26 protein-coding genes and 1 riboswitch are annotated in these 23,376 nt (G+C 71.6%); of the genes, 12 read left to right on the top strand and 14 right to left on the bottom strand.

The genetic code is table 11. From position 1 onward, the window contains the following. Positions 1-80: 80 nt before the first annotated feature. Complete coding sequence (locus JOD65_RS09010; protein ID WP_204811051.1) at positions 81-1,208, top strand: methyltransferase domain-containing protein; 1,128 nt, start codon at positions 81-83, stop codon at positions 1,206-1,208. Between the two features lie 95 nt (positions 1,209-1,303). Further along, the gene (locus JOD65_RS09005) at positions 1,304-1,879 is read left to right on the top strand and encodes a nicotinamidase (protein ID WP_191196410.1); all 576 of its coding nucleotides are present in this window, start codon (positions 1,304-1,306) and stop codon (positions 1,877-1,879) included. Positions 1,880-1,900: 21 nt separating this feature from the next. On the opposite strand, the gene JOD65_RS09000 is transcribed toward JOD65_RS09005, so the two are convergent. Then, positions 1,901-2,437 (bottom strand): DUF1697 domain-containing protein, encoded by a 537-nt coding sequence (locus JOD65_RS09000; protein WP_191196409.1) that lies wholly within the window; start codon positions 2,435-2,437, stop codon positions 1,901-1,903. A gap of 53 nt (positions 2,438-2,490) precedes the next feature. Here JOD65_RS09000 and JOD65_RS08995 point away from each other — a divergent pair, with 53 nt between their 5' ends. The 3 genes from JOD65_RS08995 to JOD65_RS08985 are packed head-to-tail and all read left to right on the top strand — an operon-like array spanning position 2,491 to position 4,877. Beyond that, complete coding sequence (locus JOD65_RS08995) at positions 2,491-3,279, top strand: transporter substrate-binding domain-containing protein (protein ID WP_191196408.1); 789 nt, start codon at positions 2,491-2,493, stop codon at positions 3,277-3,279. Positions 3,280-3,318: 39 nt separating this feature from the next. Then, on the top strand, positions 3,319-4,110 hold the full coding sequence (locus JOD65_RS08990) for an amino acid ABC transporter permease (protein WP_191196407.1): 792 nt from the start codon (positions 3,319-3,321) through the stop codon (positions 4,108-4,110). Then, a complete protein-coding gene (locus tag JOD65_RS08985) occupies positions 4,110-4,877 on the top strand; it encodes an amino acid ABC transporter ATP-binding protein (protein WP_191196406.1) in 768 nt (255 codons plus the stop codon). Before JOD65_RS08990 ends, JOD65_RS08985 begins: the two co-directional genes overlap by 1 nt. A 30-nt stretch (positions 4,878-4,907) precedes the next feature. On the opposite strand, the gene JOD65_RS08980 is transcribed toward JOD65_RS08985, so the two are convergent. After that, positions 4,908-5,666, bottom strand: coding sequence for a hypothetical protein (locus JOD65_RS08980; protein ID WP_191196405.1), 759 nt, complete (start codon positions 5,664-5,666; stop codon positions 4,908-4,910). Between the two features lie 172 nt (positions 5,667-5,838). Beyond that, positions 5,839-6,750 (bottom strand): LysR family transcriptional regulator ArgP, encoded by a 912-nt coding sequence (locus JOD65_RS08975; RefSeq protein WP_191196404.1) that lies wholly within the window; start codon positions 6,748-6,750, stop codon positions 5,839-5,841. A 72-nt stretch (positions 6,751-6,822) separates the two neighbouring features. Here JOD65_RS08975 and JOD65_RS08970 point away from each other — a divergent pair, with 72 nt between their 5' ends. Next, complete coding sequence (locus JOD65_RS08970) at positions 6,823-7,422, top strand: LysE/ArgO family amino acid transporter (RefSeq protein WP_191196403.1); 600 nt, start codon at positions 6,823-6,825, stop codon at positions 7,420-7,422. A 23-nt stretch (positions 7,423-7,445) separates the two neighbouring features. On the opposite strand, the gene JOD65_RS08965 is transcribed toward JOD65_RS08970, so the two are convergent. Both JOD65_RS08965 and hppD read right to left on the bottom strand, forming a co-directional pair. Next, positions 7,446-8,249: a hypothetical protein gene (locus JOD65_RS08965; RefSeq protein ID WP_191196402.1), complete on the bottom strand. Its 804-nt coding sequence runs from the start codon at positions 8,247-8,249 to the stop codon at positions 7,446-7,448. Between the two features lie 188 nt (positions 8,250-8,437). Continuing rightward, on the bottom strand, positions 8,438-9,670 hold the full coding sequence (gene hppD, locus JOD65_RS08960) for a 4-hydroxyphenylpyruvate dioxygenase (protein WP_191196401.1): 1,233 nt from the start codon (positions 9,668-9,670) through the stop codon (positions 8,438-8,440). Positions 9,671-9,751: 81 nt separating this feature from the next. Here hppD and JOD65_RS08955 point away from each other — a divergent pair, with 81 nt between their 5' ends. Together JOD65_RS08955 and JOD65_RS08950 are read left to right on the top strand one after the other, a co-directional pair. After that, complete coding sequence (locus JOD65_RS08955; RefSeq protein WP_191196400.1) at positions 9,752-10,240, top strand: Lrp/AsnC family transcriptional regulator; 489 nt, start codon at positions 9,752-9,754, stop codon at positions 10,238-10,240. An 85-nt stretch (positions 10,241-10,325) separates the two neighbouring features. Continuing rightward, on the top strand, positions 10,326-11,219 hold the full coding sequence (locus JOD65_RS08950; protein WP_191196399.1) for a hypothetical protein: 894 nt from the start codon (positions 10,326-10,328) through the stop codon (positions 11,217-11,219). A gap of 36 nt (positions 11,220-11,255) precedes the next feature. On the opposite strand, the gene JOD65_RS08945 is transcribed toward JOD65_RS08950, so the two are convergent. Genes JOD65_RS08945 through JOD65_RS08925 form a run of 5 tightly spaced genes read right to left on the bottom strand, consistent with a single transcriptional unit; the run spans position 11,256 to position 15,971 of the window. Then, positions 11,256-11,891, bottom strand: a complete 636-nt coding sequence (locus JOD65_RS08945; protein ID WP_191196398.1) for an IclR family transcriptional regulator — start codon at positions 11,889-11,891, stop codon at positions 11,256-11,258. Positions 11,892-11,915: 24 nt separating this feature from the next. Further along, the gene (locus JOD65_RS08940) at positions 11,916-13,694 is read right to left on the bottom strand and encodes a DEAD/DEAH box helicase (protein WP_191196397.1); all 1,779 of its coding nucleotides are present in this window, start codon (positions 13,692-13,694) and stop codon (positions 11,916-11,918) included. Then, positions 13,691-13,978 (bottom strand): DUF3039 domain-containing protein, encoded by a 288-nt coding sequence (locus tag JOD65_RS08935; RefSeq protein ID WP_191196396.1) that lies wholly within the window; start codon positions 13,976-13,978, stop codon positions 13,691-13,693. Before JOD65_RS08935 ends, JOD65_RS08940 begins: the two co-directional genes overlap by 4 nt. 11 nt (positions 13,979-13,989) lie before the next feature. Beyond that, positions 13,990-15,357 (bottom strand): WD40 repeat domain-containing protein, encoded by a 1,368-nt coding sequence (locus tag JOD65_RS08930; protein WP_191196395.1) that lies wholly within the window; start codon positions 15,355-15,357, stop codon positions 13,990-13,992. A gap of 59 nt (positions 15,358-15,416) precedes the next feature. Further along, positions 15,417-15,971: a YqgE/AlgH family protein gene (locus tag JOD65_RS08925; RefSeq protein WP_191196394.1), complete on the bottom strand. Its 555-nt coding sequence runs from the start codon at positions 15,969-15,971 to the stop codon at positions 15,417-15,419. An 83-nt stretch (positions 15,972-16,054) separates the two neighbouring features. Between JOD65_RS08925 and JOD65_RS08920 the strand changes: the two genes are divergently transcribed. Further along, a complete protein-coding gene (locus JOD65_RS08920) occupies positions 16,055-16,699 on the top strand; it encodes a TetR/AcrR family transcriptional regulator (protein WP_191196393.1) in 645 nt (214 codons plus the stop codon). Here JOD65_RS08920 and JOD65_RS08915 read toward each other — a convergent pair. The 3 genes from JOD65_RS08915 to JOD65_RS08905 all read right to left on the bottom strand — a co-directional run bounded on the left by JOD65_RS08915 (position 16,683) and on the right by JOD65_RS08905 (position 19,504). Continuing rightward, positions 16,683-17,705 (bottom strand): DUF3048 domain-containing protein, encoded by a 1,023-nt coding sequence (locus JOD65_RS08915; protein WP_191196392.1) that lies wholly within the window; start codon positions 17,703-17,705, stop codon positions 16,683-16,685. The two genes, JOD65_RS08920 and JOD65_RS08915, sit on opposite strands and share 17 nt — an antisense overlap. 164 nt (positions 17,706-17,869) lie before the next feature. Then, positions 17,870-18,430 (bottom strand): C40 family peptidase, encoded by a 561-nt coding sequence (locus JOD65_RS08910; RefSeq protein WP_191196391.1) that lies wholly within the window; start codon positions 18,428-18,430, stop codon positions 17,870-17,872. Between the two features lies 1 nt (position 18,431). Beyond that, a riboswitch (cyclic di-AMP (ydaO/yuaA leader) is annotated at positions 18,432-18,628 on the bottom strand. A gap of 108 nt (positions 18,629-18,736) precedes the next feature. Then, positions 18,737-19,504 (bottom strand): SDR family NAD(P)-dependent oxidoreductase, encoded by a 768-nt coding sequence (locus tag JOD65_RS08905; RefSeq protein WP_191196390.1) that lies wholly within the window; start codon positions 19,502-19,504, stop codon positions 18,737-18,739. A 133-nt stretch (positions 19,505-19,637) separates the two neighbouring features. Between JOD65_RS08905 and JOD65_RS08900 the strand changes: the two genes are divergently transcribed. After that, positions 19,638-20,690 (top strand): phosphatase PAP2 family protein, encoded by a 1,053-nt coding sequence (locus JOD65_RS08900; RefSeq protein WP_191196389.1) that lies wholly within the window; start codon positions 19,638-19,640, stop codon positions 20,688-20,690. A 4-nt stretch (positions 20,691-20,694) separates the two neighbouring features. On the opposite strand, the gene JOD65_RS08895 is transcribed toward JOD65_RS08900, so the two are convergent. Continuing rightward, positions 20,695-21,111, bottom strand: a complete 417-nt coding sequence (locus JOD65_RS08895) for an HIT family protein (protein ID WP_191196388.1) — start codon at positions 21,109-21,111, stop codon at positions 20,695-20,697. Positions 21,112-21,201: 90 nt separating this feature from the next. On the opposite strand from JOD65_RS08895, the gene JOD65_RS08890 reads away from it, so the two are divergent. Further along, positions 21,202-21,861 (top strand): DUF4304 domain-containing protein, encoded by a 660-nt coding sequence (locus JOD65_RS08890; RefSeq protein WP_191196387.1) that lies wholly within the window; start codon positions 21,202-21,204, stop codon positions 21,859-21,861. A 67-nt stretch (positions 21,862-21,928) separates the two neighbouring features. Beyond that, positions 21,929-23,341: a hypothetical protein gene (locus tag JOD65_RS08885; RefSeq protein WP_191196386.1), complete on the top strand. Its 1,413-nt coding sequence runs from the start codon at positions 21,929-21,931 to the stop codon at positions 23,339-23,341. The last annotated feature ends 35 nt before the right edge of the window (positions 23,342-23,376 follow it).

Here is a 23,376-nt window from a genome sequence, read left to right as displayed (position 1 = left end):
CAACTGGGGTTGTTCCCGGGGTCATTTCCTCGGGTCATCCGCAGTTTCGGCACCCCGGCCCGGGCGCGCACCGTGGAGTCATGGCCGAGTACCTCGTCGAGCTCTACGTCTCACAGGGCGACCACGCCGTCGCGCGGCACCACGTCGCGGTGGCGGAGCGGGCCGGCGCCGACCTGACCCGGGAGGGCCGGGCGGTGCGCTACCTGCAGTCGTTCTTCGTCCCCGAGGACGAGACGTGCTTCCTGCTCTACGAGGCCGACTCGGTCGACCTGGTCACCGAGGCGGTGGGGCGGGCCGGACTCCGGCTCGAGCACGTCTCGGCGGCCACCACGTCCGTCGCCGGCGCACAGGAGTCGCCGGGCGGCACCACGAAAGGAACCAGCATGACCAGCACCACCACCAGCAACCCTGACCTCACCGAGCTCCGTGACAAGCAGCAGAAGGTCTGGAGCAGCGGCGACTACAACAAGATCGCTGCCCTGACGGTCCCGGTGTCCGAGCACCTCGTCGACCACGTCGGGGTCGGTCCGAACGAGCGGGTCCTCGACGTCGCGACCGGCACGGGCCACGTCGCTCTCGCCGCTGCACGCCGGTCGGCCGAGTCGGTCGGCATCGACTACGTACCCGAGCTCCTCGAGATCGCCCGCCGCCGCGCGGAGGCCGAGGACCTGGTCGTCGAGCTGGCCGAGGCCGACGCCGAGCACCTCCCCCAGGAGGACGCCTCGTTCGACGTCGTCCTCTCCGCCATCGGCGTCATGTTCGCCGCCGACCACGACGCGGCCGCGCGCGAGCTGGTCCGGGTGACCCGCCCCGGCGGGCGCATCGGCCTCGCGAGCTGGACGCCCGAGGGCTTCGTCGGCGGCATCCTCCGCACGGTGGGCGCCCACGTGTCGCCCCCGCCGGGCGCGCAGCCCGCCACGCGGTGGGGCACCGAGGAGGTCGTCGCGGGACTGCTCGGCGACGGCGTCACCGACGTGAGCTCGGTGACCGCCACGGTCACCCAGCGCTTCACCGACGGCGCCGCGTTCGCCGACCTGTTCCTCACCTACTACGGACCCACCTTCGCGGCAGCGAGCCGGCTGGACGACCAGGGGCGCGCCGCGCTCCGCGCCGACCTCATCGCGCTCGCCGAGTCGCACGACCGTGGTGAGGGCGACGGCCTGGTCTGCGACTGGGAGTACCGGATCGTCACCGCGACCCGCCGCTGACCCGGGGCCCGGGGTCCCCGGCAGCAGCCCTCCCGTCATCCACTTCGGGTGACGGGAGGGCTGCTCACGCGTCCCCGCACCGCTAGCCTCGATCCGTGACCCGAGCCCTGATCGTCGTCGACGTCCAGAACGACTTCTGCGAGGGCGGCTCGCTGCCCGTCCCGGGCGGCGCTCGGGTGGCGGCGGGCATCAACGACCTGCTGCACCGCTGGCACGCGCAGGCGGACGACGCACCGGCGTACGACGTCGTCGTGGCCACGAAGGACCACCACGTCGACCCGGGGTCGCACTGGTCGCTGAAGCCGGACTTCGTCGACTCGTGGCCGGTGCACTGCAAGGTCGGCACCGAGGGGGCGGCGTTCCACCCCAACCTCGACCCGCAACCCTTCGACGAGGTGTTCTACAAGGGCGAGCACGAGGCGGCCTACAGCGGCTTCGAGGGGCGTACGTCGTCGGGCGACCCGCTGACCGACTGGCTGCGGGCCCGGCACGTGGAGGAGGTCGACGTGTGCGGCATCGCCACCGACCACTGCGTGCGCGCCACCGCGCTCGACAGCGCCGGCGAGGGGTTCAGCACGCGGGTGCTCACCGCGCTGTGCGCCGGCGTGGCCGAGGAGTCCACGGCCGCCGCGATCACCGAGCTGGCCGGCGCCGGCATCGAGATCGCCTGACCGCCCACCCGATCCTGCTGGTCAGCACCACTTCTCGGTGACGGTGCGCAGCACCTTGACGGTGCGCGCAGTGCCCTTCCCGAGCGCCGTGACCTCCTTCGACGCCAGGAGCTTCGAGGTGTGGATGTTGCCCTCGAGCAGGACGTAGGCGGCACGGCCGTCGACCACGACGGTCTCCCCCTCGTGCTCGAGCGCGTGGGCGGCCTCGACGGCCGCAGCGGTCGGGGCGGTGGAGTAAAGGGTGACGTAGTGCTGGCCCGCCGGGTCGTGCTCGGCATGCAGCTCCTCGGCCCGGGCAGTGAGCGCGGCGAGGTCCTTGGTGGTGAAGACGATGGTCGGGACCTCGAACCCGGCCGCGGCGGCGTACGCCGCCTCCAGGGCCGCCTGCACCTTGGCCACCGAGCGTGCCGAGTGGGTCAGCCGGACGTTGCCGGTGTTGATGTAGGTCTCCACCTCGCGACCGCCCGCCGCCTCCGTCGCGGCCTTGATGGCGTCCTTGGGGAACTTGCGCGTCGCGCCGAGGTTGATGGCGCGCAGGAAGGCGACGTAGGTGGGCACACCGGGAGTATGCCTGCCCGGAGACCGGGTCGGACGGGTCTAGGGTGAGCCCCATGAAGACTCGGACCCTCGTCACTGCCCTCAGCGCCGCCGCCCTTGCACTCTCTGCCGCCGGATGCGCCAAGGAGGACACCTCCACGACCACCGAGTCGGGCATCGAGCTCGTCAAGGAGGGCACGCTGACCATCTGCACGCACCTCCCCTACGAGCCCTTCGAGTTCACCGAGGGCGGCGAGGTCGTCGGCTTCGACCCGGGCGTGCTGGAGATCGCCGCCAAGAACGAGGGGCTCGAGACCGAGGTCCTCGACGTCGCGTGGGAGACCATCACCACGGGTGAGGCCCTCAACACCGACAAGTGCGACGTCGGCGCCGGCGCCATGACGATCACCGACGAGCGCGCCGCCGTCATGGACTTCACCGACCCCTACTTCACGGCAACGCAGGCCCTGATGACCAAGACCGGCTCCGGCATCACCTCGTTGGACGACCTGGCCGGCAAGAAGATCGCGGTCCAGGACGGCACGACCGGCGCCGACTACGTGCGGGAGAACGCGCCCGAGGACGCGGAGATCATCTCCTTCGAGGACTCCTCCCTGATGCAGCAGGCAGTCCGGACCGGCAAGACCGACGCCGGCGTCAACGACAACGGCCTGCTCAACTACTTCGTCAGCCAGAACGACGACGTCGAGGTGGTCACCGAGTTCGAGACGGGCGAGGAGTACGGCTTCTCGGTGAAGAAGGGCGGCAACGACGAGCTGCTCGCCGCCATCAACGACGGCATCGCGAGCGACGACTACGACGCGGTCTACGAGAAGTGGTTCGGCACCGCCCCCACCGAGTGACGCCTCCCCAGCCCCTCCCGACCAAGGTGATGTGAGCCCATGGCGAGTCCCCGTCAGCGCGCCGCCCGGTGGCGCTACGTCCAGTACGCCGTGCTGGTGGCCGTGCTGCTGGCCATCGTGTTCATTGCCGACTGGGAGCAGATCCAGCGCGCGTTCTGGGACTGGGACCTGGTCAAGGAGCAGTTCCCCGACGTCCTGACCATCGCGCTCAAGAACACGATCATCTACACGGCGTGCGGCTTCACGTTCGGGCTCGTGCTCGGGCTGGTGCTGGCGCTGATGCGCCTGTCGAGCGTGGGGCCCTACCGGTGGATCGCGACCGGCATCATCGAGCTGTTCCGGGGGCTGCCCGCGCTGGTCGTCTTCATCGCGCTCAGCGTGGGCTTCAACCTCGCCTTCCCCAACTACGAGATCCCCTTCGGCAACCTGGGGGTCGTCACCCTGGCTCTCGGCCTCGTCGGCGGCGCCTACATGGCGGAGACCATCCGTGCCGGCATCCAGGCGGTGCCGGAGGGTCAGATGGAGGCTGCGCGGTCGCTCGGCATGTCGCACAGCAGGGCCATGATCAGCGTGGTCGTCCCCCAGGCGTTCCGCATCATCCTCCCGCCGTTGACCAACGAGCTGATCCTGCTCACGAAGGACTCCTCGCTCGTCTACATCCTCGGCCTCTCGCTGTCGGGCTACGAGCTCACCAAGTTCGGCCGCGAGGGCATGAACTCCGCCTCGAACCTCACCCCGATCATCGTGATCGGGCTGTGCTACCTGCTGATCACCGTGCCGCTGTCGATCGTCGTACGCCGCATGGAGAGCCGCGCGGAGAGGGCCCGCTGATGACCACCCACCCCACCGACCGCTCGGCCGACCGGGCCGCTGCCGCGATCGACGTCCAGGACCTGCACAAGTACTTCGGCGACAACGAGGTGCTCAAGGGCATCGACTTCCACGTCGGTCAGGGCCAGGTCGTCTGCGTCATCGGACCGTCGGGCTCCGGCAAGTCGACGTTGCTGCGCTGCGTCAACATGCTGGAGACCCCCACCAGCGGCCGCATCTTCGTGGAAGGTGACGAGATCACCGATCCCGACGCCGACGTCGACAAGCTGCGGTCGCGGATCGGGATGGTCTTCCAGCAGTTCAACCTCTTCCCCCACATGACGGTGCTGCGCAACCTCACCATCGCGCAGCAGAAGGTCAAGGGCCGCAGCAAGGACGAGGCGGTCGAGATCGCCCGCGCCAACCTGGTCAAGGTCGGGCTGGCCGAGAAGGAGTCGGCCTACCCGGCACACCTGTCCGGCGGGCAGTCACAGCGCGTCGCGATAGCCCGGGCACTGTCGATGAGCCCCGACATGATGCTCTTCGACGAGCCCACGTCGGCGCTCGACCCGGAGCTGGTCGGTGACGTGCTGGCGGTCATGAAGGACCTGGCATCCGAGGGCATGACGATGATGGTGGTCACCCACGAGATGGGCTTCGCGCGCGAGGTGGGCGACAACCTCGTCTTCATGGACGACGGTGTGATCGTCGAGGAGGGCGACCCGCGCGAGGTGCTCGCCGATCCCCGCCACGAGCGGACGCAGTCGTTCCTGTCGAAGGTGCTCTAGCGCCGCACCGTTCGCCGATGGGTCAGCCGGTCAGGGCCGCTTGCACTGGCTGGGCGGGGTGACCGCGGGGTCGAAGACGTACTTGGGCGGCGTGATGCTCGCGCCGTCCGGCGACTCCTTCATCGTCATCGCCCACCAGCCGGCCCTGCGGGTGTCGATGGCGGCGAGCTCCTCCGCGGGGAGGGCGTTCCACATGTTCAGGACGTCCACGCCCACCTCGATCAGGTGCCCGTGCGGGGTGACGACCGCCCTGGCCTCGATGTCGTCGAGGGCCGCCGGCACGGACGGGAAGAGGCCACGCGGCATGCCCGTCAGCACAGCCTTGGCAGGCACCCCGACGGCGACGCCGTCGCCGGCGAGCTTGACGGCCCGGGCCGCGGTGACGGGCCAGGTCGGGTCGAGGTCGGTCGGCAGCGCCCAGCTGCGTCCCTCCTTGTCCTCGGTGATGTCGGCCCAGCAGTCCGCGGCGTTGGGGCCCCAGACCTCGCTGTTGAAGTAGGTGCGGCCCGCGACGACGAGGTAGTCGACCTGCTGGACGTCGCCGCCGATCGCGGAGTCCATCGACAGCTCGCTGTAGCCCGTCGACGGGCTGTAGCGGCCGTCGAGGTCGAAGATGCGCTTGCCCCCGGTGTCGGGGTTCTTGGTGAGCAGCTGGCCGTGCCACTCCACGATGCCCATCTTGGCGACCTGGCCGTTCAGTGCCTCGAGCTTCTCGCCCTCCATCATGAAGTCGTCGCCCTTGGTGGCGGCGGCCTCGCCGGACCCCCCGCAGGCGTTGAGGGTGAGCACCAGACCGACGCAGAGGGCGGACGCCCACGTTGCGCTCCGACGACGGGCCACTGGGTTTCCCCGATCAGATCGTGACGAGCTCCGTGCTCGATCTCGCTCGGAGCCTAGGTCCGGCTCTCGTGCCTGTCAGGGGAATCACGACATCTTGTCCGAGCGGGCGTGTGGACCGGGCTCAGCCGGACATCCAGCCGCGAGCTGCACCCACCACCGCGTCGGTGAGGTCGTCGACCAACGCTGACCCCAGCCGCCAGTGCTGCCAGAACAGCGGCACCTCGGGGCGCCGGCCCGGCACCAGCTCGACGAGCTCGCCGCGATCGAGCTGGTCGACGACGTCGGACTCCGGCAGGAGCCCCCACCCCATGCCCACCCGTATCGCGCGGTCGAACTCGCGCACCGACGGGAGGTAGGTCACCGGCGGCGCGAGGTGACGACGGGTCACCCGGCGGATGAAGTCGTGCTGCAGCGAGTCGCTCCGGTCGAAGGCCACGATCGGCGCCTCGCCGAGCGTGCCGGACCCCACGCCGTCGGCGAAGTGGGTGGCGTGGAAGTCGCGGGTCGCGACCGCGGCGTACCTGAGCCGGCCGAGGCGCACCACGCGGCACCCCGGCACCGGCTTGGGCTCCCCGGTGATCGCCGCCACCACCTCTCCGCGACGCAGCCGCTCCGCGGTGCGGGTGTGGTCCTCGCGCACCACCTCGAAGACCACGCGGTGCCGCGACTGCACCTCGGCGAGGGCGTCGACGAACCATCCGTAGAGCGCGTCCGCGTTGACCGCGATCGGGAGCGAGGCGTACGACGTCCCGCTCGCGTCGGGCTCCTCGACCAGCTCGGCGACGGCCTCCCGCTCCAGGAGCTCGGTCTGCGTGGCCAGGCGCACCAGCACCAGACCGGCCTCGGTGGGCTCCAGCGGCTTGACCCGGTGCAGCAGGACGCGGCCGATCCTGGTCTCGAGCGCCTTGATCCGCTGGCTCACCGCGGAGGGCGTGACGTGCAGCTCGCGGGCGGCTGCCTCGAAGGTGCCGAGCCGCACGGCGACGGCCAGTGTGCGCAGGGCCACAGGGTCCAGCTGGGTGATGTCTTTCATACTTAGACATCCTAATGATTGCTCAGAATCCTTCGCTGGATTGAACACACCCAGCGACCTAGCGTTGTCCTCATGTTCCAGGTTGCTCTCACCGGTCTGCTCACCGGACTCGCCCTCATCGTCGCCATCGGCGCACAGAACGCGTTCCTCCTCCGTCAGGGGATCCGCGGCGAGCACGTCCTGCCGATCGTGCTGACCTGCCTCGTCTCGGACGTCGTCGCGATCACCGCGGGCGTGGCCGGCCTGGGAGTGGTGCTCGAGCGGTGGCCCGGGATCCTGCCGGTGGCGCAGCTGCTCGGTGGGCTCTACCTGATCGCGTTCGGTGTGCACGCAGCGATGCGCGCGTGGCGACCGGCGGCGCTCGAGGCGGGCGAGTCGACCTCGCTCACCGCCGGTCGGGCGGTGCTGCTCACCCTCGCCCTGACCTGGCTCAACCCGCACTTCTACCTCGACGCCGTGCTCATGCTCGGCACGGTGGCCAACAGCTTCGGCACCGACCGCTGGTGGTTCCTGACCGGCACGCTCGTCGCCAGCGTGCTCTGGTTCTTCGGCCTGGGCTACGGCGCCCGCCTGCTGCGCGGTCTCTTCGCCCGCCCCGGCGCCTGGCGCGTCCTCGACTCGGGGATCGCCGTCGTGATGGGCACCCTCGGCGTGGGGCTCATCGCGCACTGAGCCGTGGGCGGCCTCAGTCCGAGTCAGGCCTGGTCGTCGGCGAGGCGACTCCCCCGCTCGGCCAGCGCCTCGCGCAGCCGACTGATCGCGATGGGCCCGACGCCGTGCATCGCCGCCAGGTCCGCGGCACTGTGGTCGACCACCTGCTCCAGCGTCGTCACCCCCACCTCGCGCAACGCGCGCGTGGCCGGTGCACCGATGTTCCTCGGCAGCGGGGTCCCGATCTCCCGGGGTGTGCGCTCGCGCGGCGCCGGGAGACCGGTGTCGACGACTGCCTCGCCGCGCGGGGAGAGCAGGTAGCCGATGGCGAGCGACTCGGTGAGGCCGAGCTCCTTGAGCTTGCGCACGTCCTTCTTGAAGTCCGCCGTCTCGCGCCCCACCCGGGCGGCCAGGTCGGGTGCGCGCACGGTCGGGTTGAGGTCGATCAGGTCGAGCGTCTCCCGGGTCCACGCGCCGTACGACGACGCGGCGTCGAGGCGGTCGAGCCGGGCGGTGATCGTCGCGATCTCGTCGGCGTCCGGCACGGCGGCCCGCAGCGCCTCGCGCGGGTCGGGACCGGCGTACGCCAACCCGATCCGCCAGGCGGGGTCCTCCGAACGGGCCGACAGTGCCTTCTTGAGCGCCCCCAGCGAGGGCGCACCGGCGCGGCGGGCGTCGTCCGCGCGCAGGCTCGACACGCTGACCTGGTCCAGGCTCGTCACCTCGATCACCCCGACGCCGGTGCGCATCCGGGTGCCGACGACCACGCGAGGCTTCGCCCACCGACGGAACGCCAGGTCGAGGGTGCCGGCCTTGATCGCGGCCAGCTCGGCCGGTCGGATCATCATGCGCCTCAGCCTAGGGCCGGCGCCGAGCGGTGCCCCAGCCACATTCCACGTACGTCGAACGTGGCCCGGGCACCGCCCAGGCGGCGACACACCGGCCAGACGGCTCGAGCGGTGGCCCACCCACCTTCCGGGCTTCCGGAATGTGGGTGGGCCACCGCTCGGGTGGTCGTCAGTCGCTGCTCGTCACATCAGAGGTTGCCGCGGGCGTCCTGCTCGCGCTCGATGGCCTCGAACAGCGCCTTGAAGTTGCCCTTGCCGAAGCCGAGGGAGCCGTGGCGCTCGATGAGCTCGAAGAACACCGTGGGCCGGTCGCCGAGGGGCTTGGTGAAGATCTGCAGGAGGTAGCCGTCCTCGTCGCGGTCGACGAGGATGCCGCGCTTCTGCAGCTCCTCGATCGGGACGCGCACCTCGCCGATGCGGGCGCGCAGCTCGGGGTCCGAGTAGTAGGAGTCGGGCGTGTTGAGGAACTCCACGCCGTTGGCGCGGAGCGCGTCGACGCTGGCGAGGATGTCGCCGGTCGCGACGGCGAGGTGCTGGGCACCGGGGCCGTTGTAGAACTCGAGGTACTCGTCGATCTGCGACTTCTTCTTCGCGATCGCGGGCTCGTTGAGCGGGAACTTCACGCGGTGGTTGCCGTTGGCGACGACCTTCGACATCAGCGCGGAGTAGTCGGTGGCGATGTCGTCGCCGATGAACTCCGCCATGTTCACGAAGCCCATCACCTTGTTGTAGAAGGTGACCCACTCGTCCATCCGGCCGAGCTCGACGTTGCCGACGATGTGGTCGAGGGCCTGGAACAGGCGCTTGGGCTGGCCGTCCTTGGTCTGCCAGCGCGGCTCGACGGTCACGTAGCCGGGGAGGTAGGGACCGGCGTACGTCTCGCCGTCGACGGTGCGCTGCACCAGCGTGTGGCGGGTCTCGCCGTAGGTCGCGATGGCGGCGACGCGGACCTTGCCGTGCTCGTCGGCCACGGTCTCCGGCTCCACGAGCACCGTCGCGCCGGCCTTGCGGGCCTGCGCGATGCACTGGTCGACGTCGGGGACCTCGAGGGCGATGTCGACGACCCCGTCGCCGTGACGGGCGTGGTGGGCGATGAGGTCACTGTCGGGCGCGACGGCGCCGCTCACGACGAACTTGATCGAGCCGGACTTGAGCACGTACGACTTGTGGTCGCGGTTGCCGTTCTCGGGGCCGGAGTAGGCGATGAGCTCCATCCCCCACGCCGATGCGTAGTAGTGGGCCGCCTGGGTCGCGTTGCCGACCACGAAGCAGATCGCGTCCCACCCGGTCACGGGGAACGGGTCGGCGTCGGCGTCGTACTCCACGAGGCCGACGAGCTGGCGCAGCTGCTCGAGCGAGAGGTCGGCCTTCATCTCGTCCACGGTCAGGGCGCCACCGGTCGAGGCGATGTCAGTCGTCATGGGGCGAACCCTGCCTATTCGGGGCAAGATGTGCAACAGTACGTCGAAACGTCGGACACGTTGCACAGTCGAGAGGCACTCATGGACGCGATCGACGGCAGATTGATCGATCTGTTCGCCACCGAGCCGCGGCTGGGCGTGCTCGAGGCGAGCCGGCGTCTCGGCATCGCCCGCGGCACCGTCCAGGCGCGGCTGGACAAGCTCGTGTCGGCCGGGGTGATCACCGGATGGGGACCCGACCTCTCCCCCGAGGCCATCGGCTTCCCCGTCACCGCCTTCCTCACCCTCGAGATCCGACAGGGCTCGGCCGACCGCGGCGGCCACGACGCCGTCGCCGCCCACCTCGCCGGCATCCCCGAGGTGCTCGAGGCCTACACGATCACCGGCGCCGGCGACATGTGGGCCCGCGTCGTCGCGCGCTCCAACGCCGACCTCCAGCGGGTCATCGACCTGGTGCTCACCGAGCCCGGGATCGACCGCTCGACGACCGTCATCGCGCTGGCCACGCAGATCCCCTACCGGGTGGTCCCGCTCGCGCGGGCGGCGGCCGGTTCAACCACGTTTGACTGATTGTGGCGATGCCCCCGGGGCGGGGGCGACCTAGCGTCGAAGATCCTGCGACATCTCGGTCACTCATCCCCCCCTTAGGAGTGTCATGTCTCGAACATCTGCTGTCGCGGCGGCCCTGGTCTCGATGGCCGCCCTCCTCGTGGCGGCCCAGCCGTCCTCTGCTGCCCCCGATCCCGCTCCCGTCAAGGGCGCGATCTTCACGACCGACGCCACCGGCGTGCCGGTCAACCTCAACCACTACGCCAACAAGCGGGACGTCTACCTCAACGGCGGTCCCGGCATCAACGCCCCCGACGACGCCGCGGGCCTGCCCGACGGCACCTACTCGTTCCAGGTCACCGACCCCAGCGGCAAGGTCCTCCTCTCGGAGGACGACGTGGCCTGCCGCCAGCTCACGGTGCTCGGCGGCGTCATCCAGGGCGTCACCCCGAGTGGCGCGTGCGCGCACGTGACCGGGACCGACGGCGAGGACGGCGGGGCGACGGTGCAGCTGTGGCCCTTTGCCGACACGCCCAACAACGGTGGCGTCTACAAGGCCTGGGTCACTCCCACCACGTCGCTCGACTGCGACGCTCCCGGCAACAAGCACTGCTTCGTGCCGGGGCAGAGCAAGACCGACAACTTCAAGGTCCGCGAGGACGCGACCGTCGAGATCGACGCTCGCTTCTGGAAGAACGGCGTCGCGCAGCTCGGGATGGCCGCCTACTGGACCGACACCAACGGCGCGTCCAACGTGAAGTTCTCCGAGTACGCACCCGAGCTGCTGGCCTTCCGCGAGGCCCACATCGAGGCGGTCGAGCCGGGCACCCACGTCGTGACCGTGGGCGACCAGGCCGGGTGCGTCATCAGCAAGGTGCGCGGCGCACGCGGCGAGAACGTCCGTGCCGGCAAGGACGGGCTCTACCAGGTCTCGGTGGACGTCGCGACCTGGCGGGCCGGGTCCGACATCACCTACCGGGTGGAGGTCACCTGCCGCTGACGACGTGGCGGGCGGGGGCACCAGCCCCCGCCCGTCTCACCTGAGCCGTTCGGCGACGGCCGCAGCGGCCGCGATCACCTGGGGCGCCACGACGTCCTCGTCGATGGCGCCGTCGAGGGTCACGACGCCGACGCTGGCGCGCAGTCCTTCGACGCCCCGCACGGGGGCGGCAAGGCCCCGTGCGCCGGTCTGCAGCTCGCCGCTCGTGACGGCGTACGCCGCCTCGTCCCGATCGACCAGTCCGATGGCCTTGCCGGCCGCGCCCTGCGTCAGCGGGTGGCGTGCGCCGACCCGGTAGGACACGTGGAAGTCGGTCCACGACGGCTCGACCACGGCCAGCGCGAGCGCCTCCTCCCCGTCGGCCACGGTGAGGTGGGCGGTCGAGCCGAGCGACTCCGCGAGCCCGCGCAGCACCGGCATGGCGAGGTCGCGCAGGAGGGGCTGCACACCGCTGGCCAGGTGCAGCACGCCGAGCCCGACGAAGAGCCGGGAGCGCGCGTCGCGGCGGACCAGCCCGTGCTGCTCGAGCGTGCTGATCAGCCGGTAGACGACCGTGCGGTTGACCTGGAGGCGGTTCGAGAGCTCGGTGACCGTCAGCCCCTCGGGGCTCTCGGCCAGCACGCGGAGGACGCGCAGGCCGCGGTCGAGCGTCTGCGAGGTCTCGGTGGGCACAGGGCCACTATGACGGATCCAGGCTCAGGAGGTCTTCCGCACGGCCCACTCGCGGATCCGGTTGATCCGCTCGTGCAGCTGGTCGGCGTTGGCGACGGCCGCCGGCGGCCCGCCGCACTCCTTGCGGAGCGCGTTGTGGGTGATGCCGTGCGCCTGACCGGTCCGGTGGTGCCAAGCGGCGACGAGGCCGTTGAGCTCGCGCCGCAGCACGCCGAGCTGCTGGTGCGTGCTGAGCTCCTGCACCGAGTCGACGACGCGGTCGCCGACGCCGTCGGCCTTCTGCTTGCGGGCGCGCTCGCTCTGGCGCGAGTGCAGCAGCTCGCGCACCTGGTCGGCCTCAAGGAGGCCGGGGATGCCGAGGAAGTCCATCTCCTCCTCCGAGCCGGCCATCACCTCGCCCGAGTGGCCGAACTGCGCGCCCTCGTAGAGCACGTGGTCGAACGACGCGGTGGAGCCCAGGGCCTCCCACGACATCTCGAGCTCGCCAGACGCGGCGTCCTCGGCGTTGGCCGCGGCGAGCAGGCCCTCCTCGGCGGCGAAGATGTCGTCCTCGTCGTTGACCCGACGGCCCAGCACGTGGTCACGCTGCGCCTCCATGTCGGAGGCGAACTCGAGCAGGTGCGGCACCGATGGCAGGAACACCGACGCGGTCTCGCCACGCGACCGGGCGCGCACGAAGCGGCCCACGGCCTGCGCGAAGAACAGCGGCGTCGACACCGTCGTCGCCCAGACCCCGACGGCCAGCCGCGGCACGTCGACGCCCTCGGACACCATCCGGACCGCGACCATCCAGCGCTGCTCGGAGTGGGTGAACTTCTCGATCTTCTTCGAGGAGCCCTTCTCGTCCGACAGCACCACGGTCGGGGTCTCGCCACTGATCTTCTTCAGCAGCGCCGCGTAGGCGCGGGCGGTCTCCTGGTCGCCGGCGATGACCAGGCCGGCGGCGTCGGGCACGTGCCGGCGTACCTCCGACAGGCGCCGGTCGGCCGCCTCCAGCACGGCGGGGATCCACGACCCGCGCGGGTCGAGGGCCGTACGCAGCGCCTGGGCGTGCATGTCCTTGGTCAAGGGCTCGCCGAGCCGGGCGACGACCTCGTCGCCGGCGCGGGTACGCCACTGCATCTCGCCGGAGTAGGCCATGAAGAGCACCGGGCGGACGACGTGGTCGGCGAGCGCGTGGGCGTAGCCGTAGGTGAAGTCGGCCGACGAGGTGGGGATGCCGTCGTCGCCGGGGGCGTAGGTGACGAACGGGATCGGGTTGATGTCGGAGCGGAACGGCGTCCCCGTCAGCGCGAGCCGGCGGGTGGCCGGGTCGAACGACTCGCGGACGCCCTCGCCCCACGACAGCGCGTCGCCGGCGTGGTGGATCTCGTCGAGGATCACCAGCGTCTTGAAGCGCTCGGTGCGGATCCGCATCGCGAGCGGGTTGACCGCGACACCGGCATAGGTCACCGCGATGCCGACGTAGTCGTCGGAGGTCCGGCCCTTGCCCGCGGAGTAGGTCGGGTCGATCGGGATGCCGGCCCGGGCGGCGGCCTCCGCCCACTGGGTCTTGAGGTGCTCGGTGGGTGCCACGACCGTGATCCGGTCGACGATGCGACGGCTGAGCAGGTCGGCCGCCACGGTCAGCGCGAAGGTGGTCTTGCCGGCGCCGGGGGTCGCGACCGCGAGGAAGTCGCGCGGCTGGCGGGACTGGTAGTGGTCCATCGCCGCCTGCTGCCAGGCGCGGAGGGAGGGCGCGGTGCCCCAGGCGGCCCGGTCGGGCCACGCGGGAGGCAGCGGCGCGTCAGGCCGCCCCGTCACGCCTCGGGACCCGAGCCGTCAGAGCCGTTGCCGCCGGACTTGCCCGGGTTCATCGAGTCCCAGATCTCCTTGCACTCCGGGCAGACCGGGTACTTCTCAGGGGACCGCGACGGCACCCACACCTTGCCGCAGAGCGCGATCACGGGGGTGCCCATCACCATCGCCTCGGTGAGCTTGTCCTTCGGCACGTAGTGCGAGAACCGTTCGTGGTCACCCTCGTCCGTCGGGACGGTCTGACGCTCTTCGATCGTCTGGGTGCCCGGGGAGAATCCGATGGTGCTCATGATGGGCAAGCCTAACGCGGACGGACCCAGATGAAGACGTTGGCGAGGCCGCGTCGGGTGCCGCGCAGCAGGTCGTGGGCGTCGCTGGAGTACGCCACGCGTGTGGCGTCGTCGCTGAGCGACACGCTGCCCTGCTCACCGCCGGGGCGGGCCGTGAAGGGCGACGTACGGGCGCCGGTGAGCGTGTCGACCACGCGCAGCGGTCTCCGGGAGGTGGCGACGGCGTAGTGGCCACCGTCCGGGGTGATCGCGGCACCCAGGTTTCCCCGGGACGGGCCGCGGGACATGCCGAAACCGGTGTCGTGGACACCGCCCACCGGATCCCCGCCGTGTCCGCTGCCGGCAGCGACACCCGACCCGAGCACCGACACCAGCCGACCGTCGTCCGACACCTCCACCCGGACGATGCCCCCGAGCTCCACGCCGAGGCGGCCGAGGTCACGCACGCTGCCGGTGGTGGTGTCGAGCAGGGTGCTGCGGTCGGAGCCGACCATCACGGCGTGGCGCCCGTCGCCCGACACGCCCGCGAACGTCTGGGTCCCCACGTCGGCGACGAGGGTCCGCGTGGCCCCGGTGGCGGCTGTCCACTCGAGCAGCCGCGGCGCCGGGGAGTCCAGCTCGTTGCCCCTGTCCTGGTAGACCACACGGAGGCCGTCCTCCGTCAGCGCTGCGCCGACGGCCCGCGGTGCGACCTGGGTCAGGGAGAGGTCGGCACGGTCGAGGAGGAAGAGGCCCGCGGTCAGGTCGAGCAGCACGCGGCGGCCGTCACCGCTGATCCCCTCGACCTGCGCCCAGGCCTCGGGGTGGAGGAGCGTCACCCGTCCGGTCGCGGCCTCCCACACATAGAGCCGCGCGGCGTCCGGCTGCCGGCTGCCGGGCACGAGGTTGGTGGCGGCGGAGGAGAAGACCGCCGTGCCGCCGTCCCCGGACAGCGTCACGTTGCCGCTCCATCCGTTGGCCGGGCGGCCGTCGATCCCGCGCGTGACGAGCACCGTGCCGGGCGCGGCCCGCTGGGTCACCGCCCTCAGGACCAGCGTCGTACGACGGACCTTGCCGCGCTGCTTGCGCACCCCGCGCTCCTCGAGGCTCACCCTCCACGAACCCAGCCGCGGGGCCGTGCCGGTCAGGCGTCCGTCGCGCAGCCTCAGCCACCGCGGAAGGCCGTTCGCCTCGCGGATGCGCCAGTTCTGGCGCTGATAGTCATAGCGCTCCGAGCGCAGGACCGTGTCGACCACCCGGTTGGCGTCAGGTGCGGCGACCGTGTGCGCAGGACGTGTCGCGGGTGCCGCGTCGACCGCCCCCACCGCCGGCACCGCCGCGAGGCCGCCCACCACTGCTGCCGCTGCCAGGGCAGCCACTCCACCTCGCACCGTTGTCATCACGCCAGTGGAGACGCACGGGGAGACCGGAAGGTTGTCCGGCATTCGCTGCGAGTGGATCAGTTGAGATCGGGATCGACGGGGCGGTTCACGTGCCAGGCGAGCATGCCGGGCTGCCGGCGCATCACGTCGCGCCACAGGCCGCTCGGGTCGCCGCGGAACGCGTCAGCGGCCTCGCTGGTGACGACGTACCAGCTGCCCTCCTCGACCTCGCCGTCGAGCTGGCCCGCGCCCCAGCCGGCATAGCCGGCGAAGACGCGCATCGCGCGGAGCGTGCCGTCGACGAGCTCGGTCGGGGTGTCGAGGTCGACCATCCCCAGGAGCCCGGCGACCGGTCGCCACCCGACGGGCGGGTCGCCGGGGTCGCGCAGCGCGCCCACGGCCAGGGCGCCGTCAGTCCCGACCGGTCCCCCGCGGAACAGCACCTCCGGCTCCGCGACCACGTCGCGCCACGGCTCGAGGACGTCGGCGACCAGGATCTGGGAGGGGCGGTTGAGGACGACGCCGAGAGCGCCCTCCTCGGTGACGTCGAGCAGCAGCACGACCGTGTCGGCGAAGTTGGGGTCCTGCAGCGCCGGCGTCGCCACCAGCAACATCCCCGAAGCGAGCTGCATGGATCCACTATGGCCGACCCCGCGTCGGGGCACACCACCCGCGCGAGCCCGGCGTGACGCCGGGGTCACCTAGGCTGCGATCCATGGAGACCCGGCGGCAGCGCTACTCCGAGGCGACCAAGCAGGCGCTCGTCGAGGTCGCCGAGCGTCTCTTCACCGCGCACGGCTACTCCGCGACGTCGCTGGACGCCATCGTCGCGGGCGCCGACGTCACCAAGGGCGCGCTCTACCACCACTTCAGCGGCAAGCAGGCGATCTTCGAGGCGGCCTTCGAGCGGGTGCAGTCCCGGGCGACGACGGGGATCGCCGACGCGGCCGCGGGGCACCCGGACCCGTGGGACCAGGCGCAGGCCGGGATGCGGGCCTTCCTCGAGGCGGTCCAGGAGCCGGCCTACCGCCAGGTCGTCGTCTCCGACGGCCCCTCGGTGCTCGGCCACGAGCGCTACCGCGAGCAGGAGGAGCGGTCGACGTACGCCCTCGTCGACGAGATCGTGCGCTCGGTGCTGACCGCCGAGGGCCGCGACCTCGACGACGCGATGCTCGACACCTTCACGCGCATCTTCTTCGGCGCCATGTCGGCCGCGGGAGGCTCGGTCGCCGTCAGCGACGACCCCGCCGCCGCGGCCCTGCGGGTCGAGGCGGCGATCGGCGTGATCCTGGCCGGGCTCCAGCGCCTCCTCGACGAAGGCGCCGGAGCGTTGGCGCCGGGGGCTACTTCGCGAACGTGACGTTGCCGTTGACGGCCGGGACGAGCTCCACCCACACGTGGCCGGCAGGCACGGTGAGGTCGCCGCCCTTGGTGGAGAGCTCGATCTCGCCCGTCAGGCCGTCCTTGGTCCACGTGCCCTTCACGACGCGGCCGCCGTGGAAGAGCAGCGCGGCGCCCTTGCCCTCGAACTTGGTCTCCGGCACCGGGTAGCCGGCCGGGTCGCGGTAGCCCGCGTCGCCGACGCGGACCCGCAGCACGAGCACGGAGTCGGCCGGGAACTGGTCGCCCTCCGCGGCGTAGGAGTCGGTGTTGACGTAGCCGCCCTGCTGGAACTGCCAGCTGGTGGAGTGGGCACCGAAGTCCGCGGTGAGCGTGCTGGCCTTCGCGCCCTTCGGCAGGTCGGCCTCGTCGCCCCACGGGAGGTAGGGGGGCGGCTCCTCCTCGGCCTTGAGGCGCTTGGAGATGTCGCCGAGCCGGGCGAAGAGGTTGTAGGGGGCCGAGCGCGACGTCTCGCGGTAGACGCCGGCCTCGCCCTCGGTGATCCACGGGATGCCGGCGCCGTTGATCCGGTTGATCGTGACCGGGGCCGCGCCGCTGGTCACCACGGTCGCGCCCGGCGGGACGATCCCGATGTCGCTGGCGCGCATCGAGCGGACCGGGCCGATGGCGGCGGGCACCTTGGAGTAGTAGAAGGCCGCGAGGCGGGTGTAGCCGCCCTCGACGAGCTCCTCGACGACGAGGTCGGCCGAGCCGAGGCCCACCTGCGGGGCGCTGGAGGAGGTGTTGTCGACCTTGGTGACGACGACGGGGTGCCGGGGTGCGTCGCCCTTGCGCTCGAGCCCGGTCAGGGGCCAGTACGTCGGCTCCGGCGGGGCCTCGGTCGTCTCCGAGCTGGTCGGCTCGGAGGGCGCGGAGGCGCTGGGGGCCGGGTCGTCCCCGCCGCTGCAGCCGGCGAGGAGGAGCGTGGCCGCCGCGAGGGTGGCGACGATCGCGCGGGGCGACGAGAGGTGGCGACGGTGACGCACGGGGAGCTCCGATCGAGCGGGGGTGTTCGAGCCGGGGGGCTCGGGTCTGCGGTTCTCTGGAAAGTCTGGGGGCGCGCCTTCCCCGATCAGGGAAGGCGCGCCACAGGGTAGATCAGCAGGAAGTACCTACCAATCCGAGCCTGTCACCCGGGTGCGGGCACTGCTCAGGCGCGACGGACGGTCCCGGCGAACCAGGCGGACGTCCACGGCACGGCAACGCGTACGCGCTGTCCCGAGCCCGGGGAGTGCACCATCACGGCGTGCCCGTGCGACCAGCGCAGGAAGATCGCGGCGTGGTAGACCCCGCCGCTGCCGTAGAAGAACATCAGGTCGCCGGAGCGCATGTCGTTCTTGGCGATCCGGCGAGCCTGGCCCGCCTGGGCGCTCGACGTGCGCGGCACCGAGAGACCGGCGCGGCTGTAGCTGTACTTGACCAGGCCGGAGCAGTCGAAGCGGTCCGGGCCGGCGGCGCCGTACGCGTAGGCGTCGCCGCGCTGGTTCATGGCGATGTCGCGTGCGCTGAGCACGCGGTTGGCCACCCGACGCTTGGCGCTGACGCGCGCCGACTTCTGCGTCTTCTTCGCGGTGGTCGTGGTGGAGGCGTCGTCGGACGTGCTGCCGCCGGTGGCGGCGGTTGCGGGCAGGGCGCTCATCGTCGATGCGGTGATGCCGAGCCCGGCGAGGGCGAGCGCGAGCGCTCGCGCCTTACGAGGGGTCGCAGGCATGGTTGTTCCTTTCCCACGCCTGTGAGGTGAGCTGTCGGGCTAGGGCTGGAAAGTGCCCTGCCACCGTCCTCTCGAAGAGGCTGGCGACTTCGCCCCGAGCCGGTCGATGACCGGCGGTGGAACCTGTGGGTCCCCCACTCCTGCCCCGGTGTGTCTCGGGGGTCGTCCCGGCCGGGCAGGACTCGGCGTAGTCCGGGACGGTTGGGTCTCTCGACCGTTCTCCAAGGTGACAGACGACCCCCGGACACGCAAAACCGGCCACGTCCCCGAGCGTGGGGCGTGGCCGGGATCACGCCCGGACCGCGCTCAGCCGAGCTTGCGGCCCCCGTCGACGTACAGCGTCTGACCGGTGATGAACGACGCCTCGTCGCTGCACAGGAACGCGGCCGCGGCCGCGATGTCCTCGGGCTGCCCGACGCGCCGCACGGGCGTCGCCTCGGCGTTGACGCGCTGCAGCTCCTCGGGCTCCATCTTGAGGCGGCGCGCGGTGGCGTCGGTCATCTCGGTGGCGATGAACCCCGGTGCGATGGCGTTGGCGGTGATGCCGAACGGGCCGAGCTCGATGCCGAGCGTGCGGGTGAGGCCCTGGATGCCCATCTTGGCCGCGGAGTAGTTGGCCTGGCCGCGGTTGCCGAGGGCGGAGACGCTCGACAGGTTGAGGATCTTGCCGTACTTCTGCTCCACGAACCGGGACTGAGCGGCCTTGGTCATGTTGAAGACGCCCTTGAGGTGGACGTTCATCACCAGGTCCCAGTCCTCCTCGGTCATCTTGAAGAGCAGGTTGTCGCGGGTGATGCCGGCGTTGTTGACCAGGACGTGGATCCCGCCGAGCTCGTCGACCACCCGCTGCACGGAGGCCTCGGCGGCGGCGGCGTCGACGACGTCGCAGCCGATGCCCACCGCGCGGGCACCGTCGGCGAGCTCGAGACGGCCGGCGGCCTCCTGGGCGGCGGCCTCGTCGAGGTCGAGGATCGCGATGGACGCGCCCTCGCTCGCGAGGCGCTGCGCGATGCCGAAGCCGATGCCTCGCGCAGCTCCGGTGATGACGGCGACGCGGCGGTCGTAGCGACCCATCTCGATGACTCCTCAGGCTCGGTGACGTCTGTCCGTGAGGGTAGTGCGTGGCGTCGCGGGGGGCTCACCCGAGTTGTGGAGATCCGGTGCAGACCGCTCGCGCTGCCGCGGCGGGTGTCATACCGTGCCAAGCATGGGTCGGGGGTACTTCCGCGGCGCGATCGGCGTCGCCGTCGCCATGGCGGTGGCCACATGGGTGGTCGCGGCCGCCTACCACCTGCCCGTTCGCGACCCCGACGGCGTCTCGGTCCCGACCTGGGTGCGGCTGCCGGTGATCGTGCTGGCCGCCGTGCTCCTCGACGTCGTCGCGCGGTGGGCGGCGTACATCCGCACGACGCCGCGCCCCGGCGCCTGGGCAGCGCTGCGCACCGTGGTCCGCGCCCGGTGGACGCGGGAGCAGGTGTGGTTCACCCTGAGCGGGCTCGTGGCGTGGTACGTCGCCTACGTCGCGTTCCGCAACCTCAAGGGCTACCTGCCGTTCGTCAACGACCGCCTGTGGGACACCGAGCTGCACCGGATGGACCGCCTGCTGTGGCTGGGCCACGACCCGGCCGTCGTCCTCCACCACGTCCTCGGCACCAGCTGGGCCGCCTGGCTGCTTTCCGGCGTCTACGTGCTGTGGATCGGGCTGGTGCCGGCGGCGCTGGCCGTCGCGCTCGTGTGGACGCGGCGATCCATCACCGGCGCCCTCTACGTCACGGCCGTCTCCTTCAACTGGCTGCTCGGCGTGGCCGTCTACTACCTCGTCCCGTCCCTCGGGCCGATCTACTCGCGACCGCAGGAGTTCACCGGGCTGCCCCGGACGTTCAACACCGCCGTGCAGGACCTCCTGCTCGACGACCGCGTCGCCGTGCTGGCCGACGCCTGGGACACCCGCGCCGTGCAGACCGTCGCTGCCTTCGCGTCGCTCCACGTGGCGATCACGGTCACCACGTGCCTGGTGATGGAGCTGCTCCGGCTCCCCCGCTGGGTGCGTCTGACCGGCTGGGCCTTCGCCGCGCTGACCTGCCTGTCCACCGTCTACCTGGGGTGGCACTTCTTCGTCGACGTCCTCGGCGGGTTCGCAGTCGGCACGCTGTCCCTGGTGCTCGCCGCCTGGACGACCGGACACCCGCTCCGGCGCCGCGACCGGACGTGGTCGCTCGGCGAGGCCCGGGCCCGCGAGGAGGAGCAGGTCCGCTCCTGACCGGTCAGCCGTTCGCGAGGGCGTCCCGGAGCCGTTCGGCGTACGCCGCCGCCTCGCCGTCGCCGTACTTCGTGCGCGGCCAGAAGAAGCCGCGCAGCCCGTCGCCCTTGGTGCGCGGGACCACGTGGAGGTGGAGGTGCGGGACGGACTGGCTGACCGTGTTGTTGATCGCCACGAACGACCCCTGCGCGCCGAGGGCGTCCTTGACCGCCGTCGCGAGCCGCTGGGCCGCCGCCAGGAACCCGTCTCGCTGACCCGCGGGGAGGTCCGGGAGCGTCTCGAGGTGGGTGCGGGGCACGAGCAGGACGTGCCCCTTGAAGACCGGCCGGGCGTCGAGGAACGCCACCAGGTCGTCGGTCTCCAGCACCAGGTGACCGGGCACCTCGCCCGAGATGATCTGGCAGAACACGCATCCGTCCACGTCACGGATGGTGCCACGGGGCACCGACCATCGCCCGCGTGACCGCGGCTGAGCCGCCGCCTCTTGGCGGCCTTCACGTACGGTCACCGGGTGACGATCCAGGCGGCGTTCCGCGACGCGGTGCGCGAGGTCCTGGCGCCGGCAGCGCGGGCGCACGGCTTCAAGGGCTCGGGCCGCACGTGGCGTCGGACCAACGAGCTGGGCGACTGCGCGATCGTGAACCTGCAGGGCTCGAGCTACAGCTCGGCCAGCTCGGCGAGGTACGTGATCAACCTGTCCGTGGTGCCGGAGCCCTGGGCGGCGTCGATGGAGACGACCCTCGGCCGTCGACCGAAGGCATTGCCCGAGTCGTGGGGGCTCTATCGGCGGCGCCTCCAACCGACCGGTGCCCCAGCCGGCACCGACCAGTGGTGGCGGGTGGACCGGCCGCGGGCGGTCGAGCAGGTGGTGGCCGACATGGTCCGGAGGCTGGACGCAGACGGGTGGCCCACCCTGGAGAAGCTGCTCGACCGTGAGGCGATGGTGGAGCAGGCTCGCACCGGCGACCTGGGGTTCTTCACCCGCGAGCACGCCCCCGGGTACGTCGCCACCGGCCTCGCGGTCCTGCTGTCGGACTCGGGGACGAGCGACGAGCTCGACGGGCAGCTCGACCTCATGCTGGCAACCTCGACCGCGCCTGCGCTGGAGGGCACCCGACAGCTCGTGACGTGGATCCGCACGAGGGCGGCCTCGCGCGATGCGTCGACCTGATCCCGGTTGATAGCCACGAACCGCCTGACCAGGCCCGATGTCGGTGGTGACGCCTACAATCGAACGCATGACCGACACCCTCTCCGAGCTCGACGCGGCGGCCCTGCTGGCCCTGGCGTCCGGCGCGGTGCGAGACCGTCGGCTCGCCGAGGTCCGCGACCTCGAGGTCCTCGCCCAGTGGGCAGCCGTCCACTCCACCGACCCGACCGAGGGCCCCGACGGTGCTCACGCGCGGCGGCTCGGAGACGTGCTGGTCCGTCTCGGCGGGGAGGGCACGCCGGGCGTGCAGGACTTCTGCCTCGGGGAGATCGCCCTCGCCCGCGGCACGGGCGTCACCGCCACGGGCAACGCGCTCGCCGACGTGCTCGACCTGCAGCACCGCCTGCCGCTGACCTGGGCCGTGGTCCGCTCCGGCCTGGCCGAGGTGTTCATCGCACGGCGCGTGGCCAAGCAGTCACGACACCTGCCCGCCGCGCGGGTCGGGGTCGTCGACGCCGCGGTCGCGCGGGTCATCGCCCACGAAGCCGGTGGGCGTGTGCTCGCCGTCGCCGAGGCCAAGGTCATCGAGGCCGACCCGACCCTCCACGACGCGCGCGTCGAGGCCGAGAAGGCCCGCCGCTATGTCGGGGCCGGCCGCACGGACGAGTTCGGGCTGCGCACCGTCATCGCCCGCATCGCCGCCGGGGACGCCGTGTGGGTCGAGGCCACTGTCCAGCGAGTGGCCGAGATCCTCTCCCCCACCCACCCCGGCACGGGCGCCGACGAGCTGCGCGCGATCGCCTTCGGCTTCCTCGCCCGGCCGGCCGAGCTGCTCCAGCTGCTCGTCGAGCACACCGACGACGCCCTGCCGGGCACCGAGGGCAGCGCCGAGCCCAGCCGTGCCACCGCGTTCCCCGCCGATCTCCTCGAGGCTCTCCGGTCCACGGACCTCTCCGCCCTCACGCCGACGGCCGTGCTCCACGTCCACCTCCACGAAGCCGCACTCTCCGGCGCCGACGCCGTCGCCCGGGTCGAGGGCTTGGGACCAGCGCCGCTGTCGGCGCTGTGCTCGCTGCTGGGCCGGACCCGGCTGACGGTCCGCCCCGTGCGTGACCTGTCCTCCCGCGTGCGGTCGACGGCCTACGAGCACCCCGAGTCGCTGAAGGAGCACGTCTACCTCACCACCGGAGGCGACTACTGGCCGTTCGCCACCTCCACCAGCCGCCGCGTCGACTACGACCACCCCACGCCCTACGCCGACACCGGCCCACCGGACCAGCAGACGGGCTCCCACAACTCCGGGCCGCTCGGTCGACGACACCACCGCTGGAAGACCCATGCGGGCTTCCGGTCCCGCCAGTGCGGCGACGGCCGCTACGTCTGGCTCACCCCACACGGCCTCGCTTTCGTCGTCGACCACCTCGGCACCCGCCGCATCGATCCCGCCCACGGACGGGAGATCCTCGAGGCGCCCGCAGGAGTCGACCTCTACTTCACCTGACGGGACGTGAGTTGGCGGGTTCCACTCACGGCAGG

This window comes from Nocardioides cavernae (genome assembly GCF_016907475.1).
In the GTDB taxonomy this organism is placed as follows: Bacteria; Actinomycetota; Actinomycetes; order Propionibacteriales; family Nocardioidaceae; genus Nocardioides; species Nocardioides cavernae.
The sequence above is the reverse complement of the archived record's forward strand: the minus strand, read 5'-3'. Positions and strand labels throughout refer to the sequence as shown.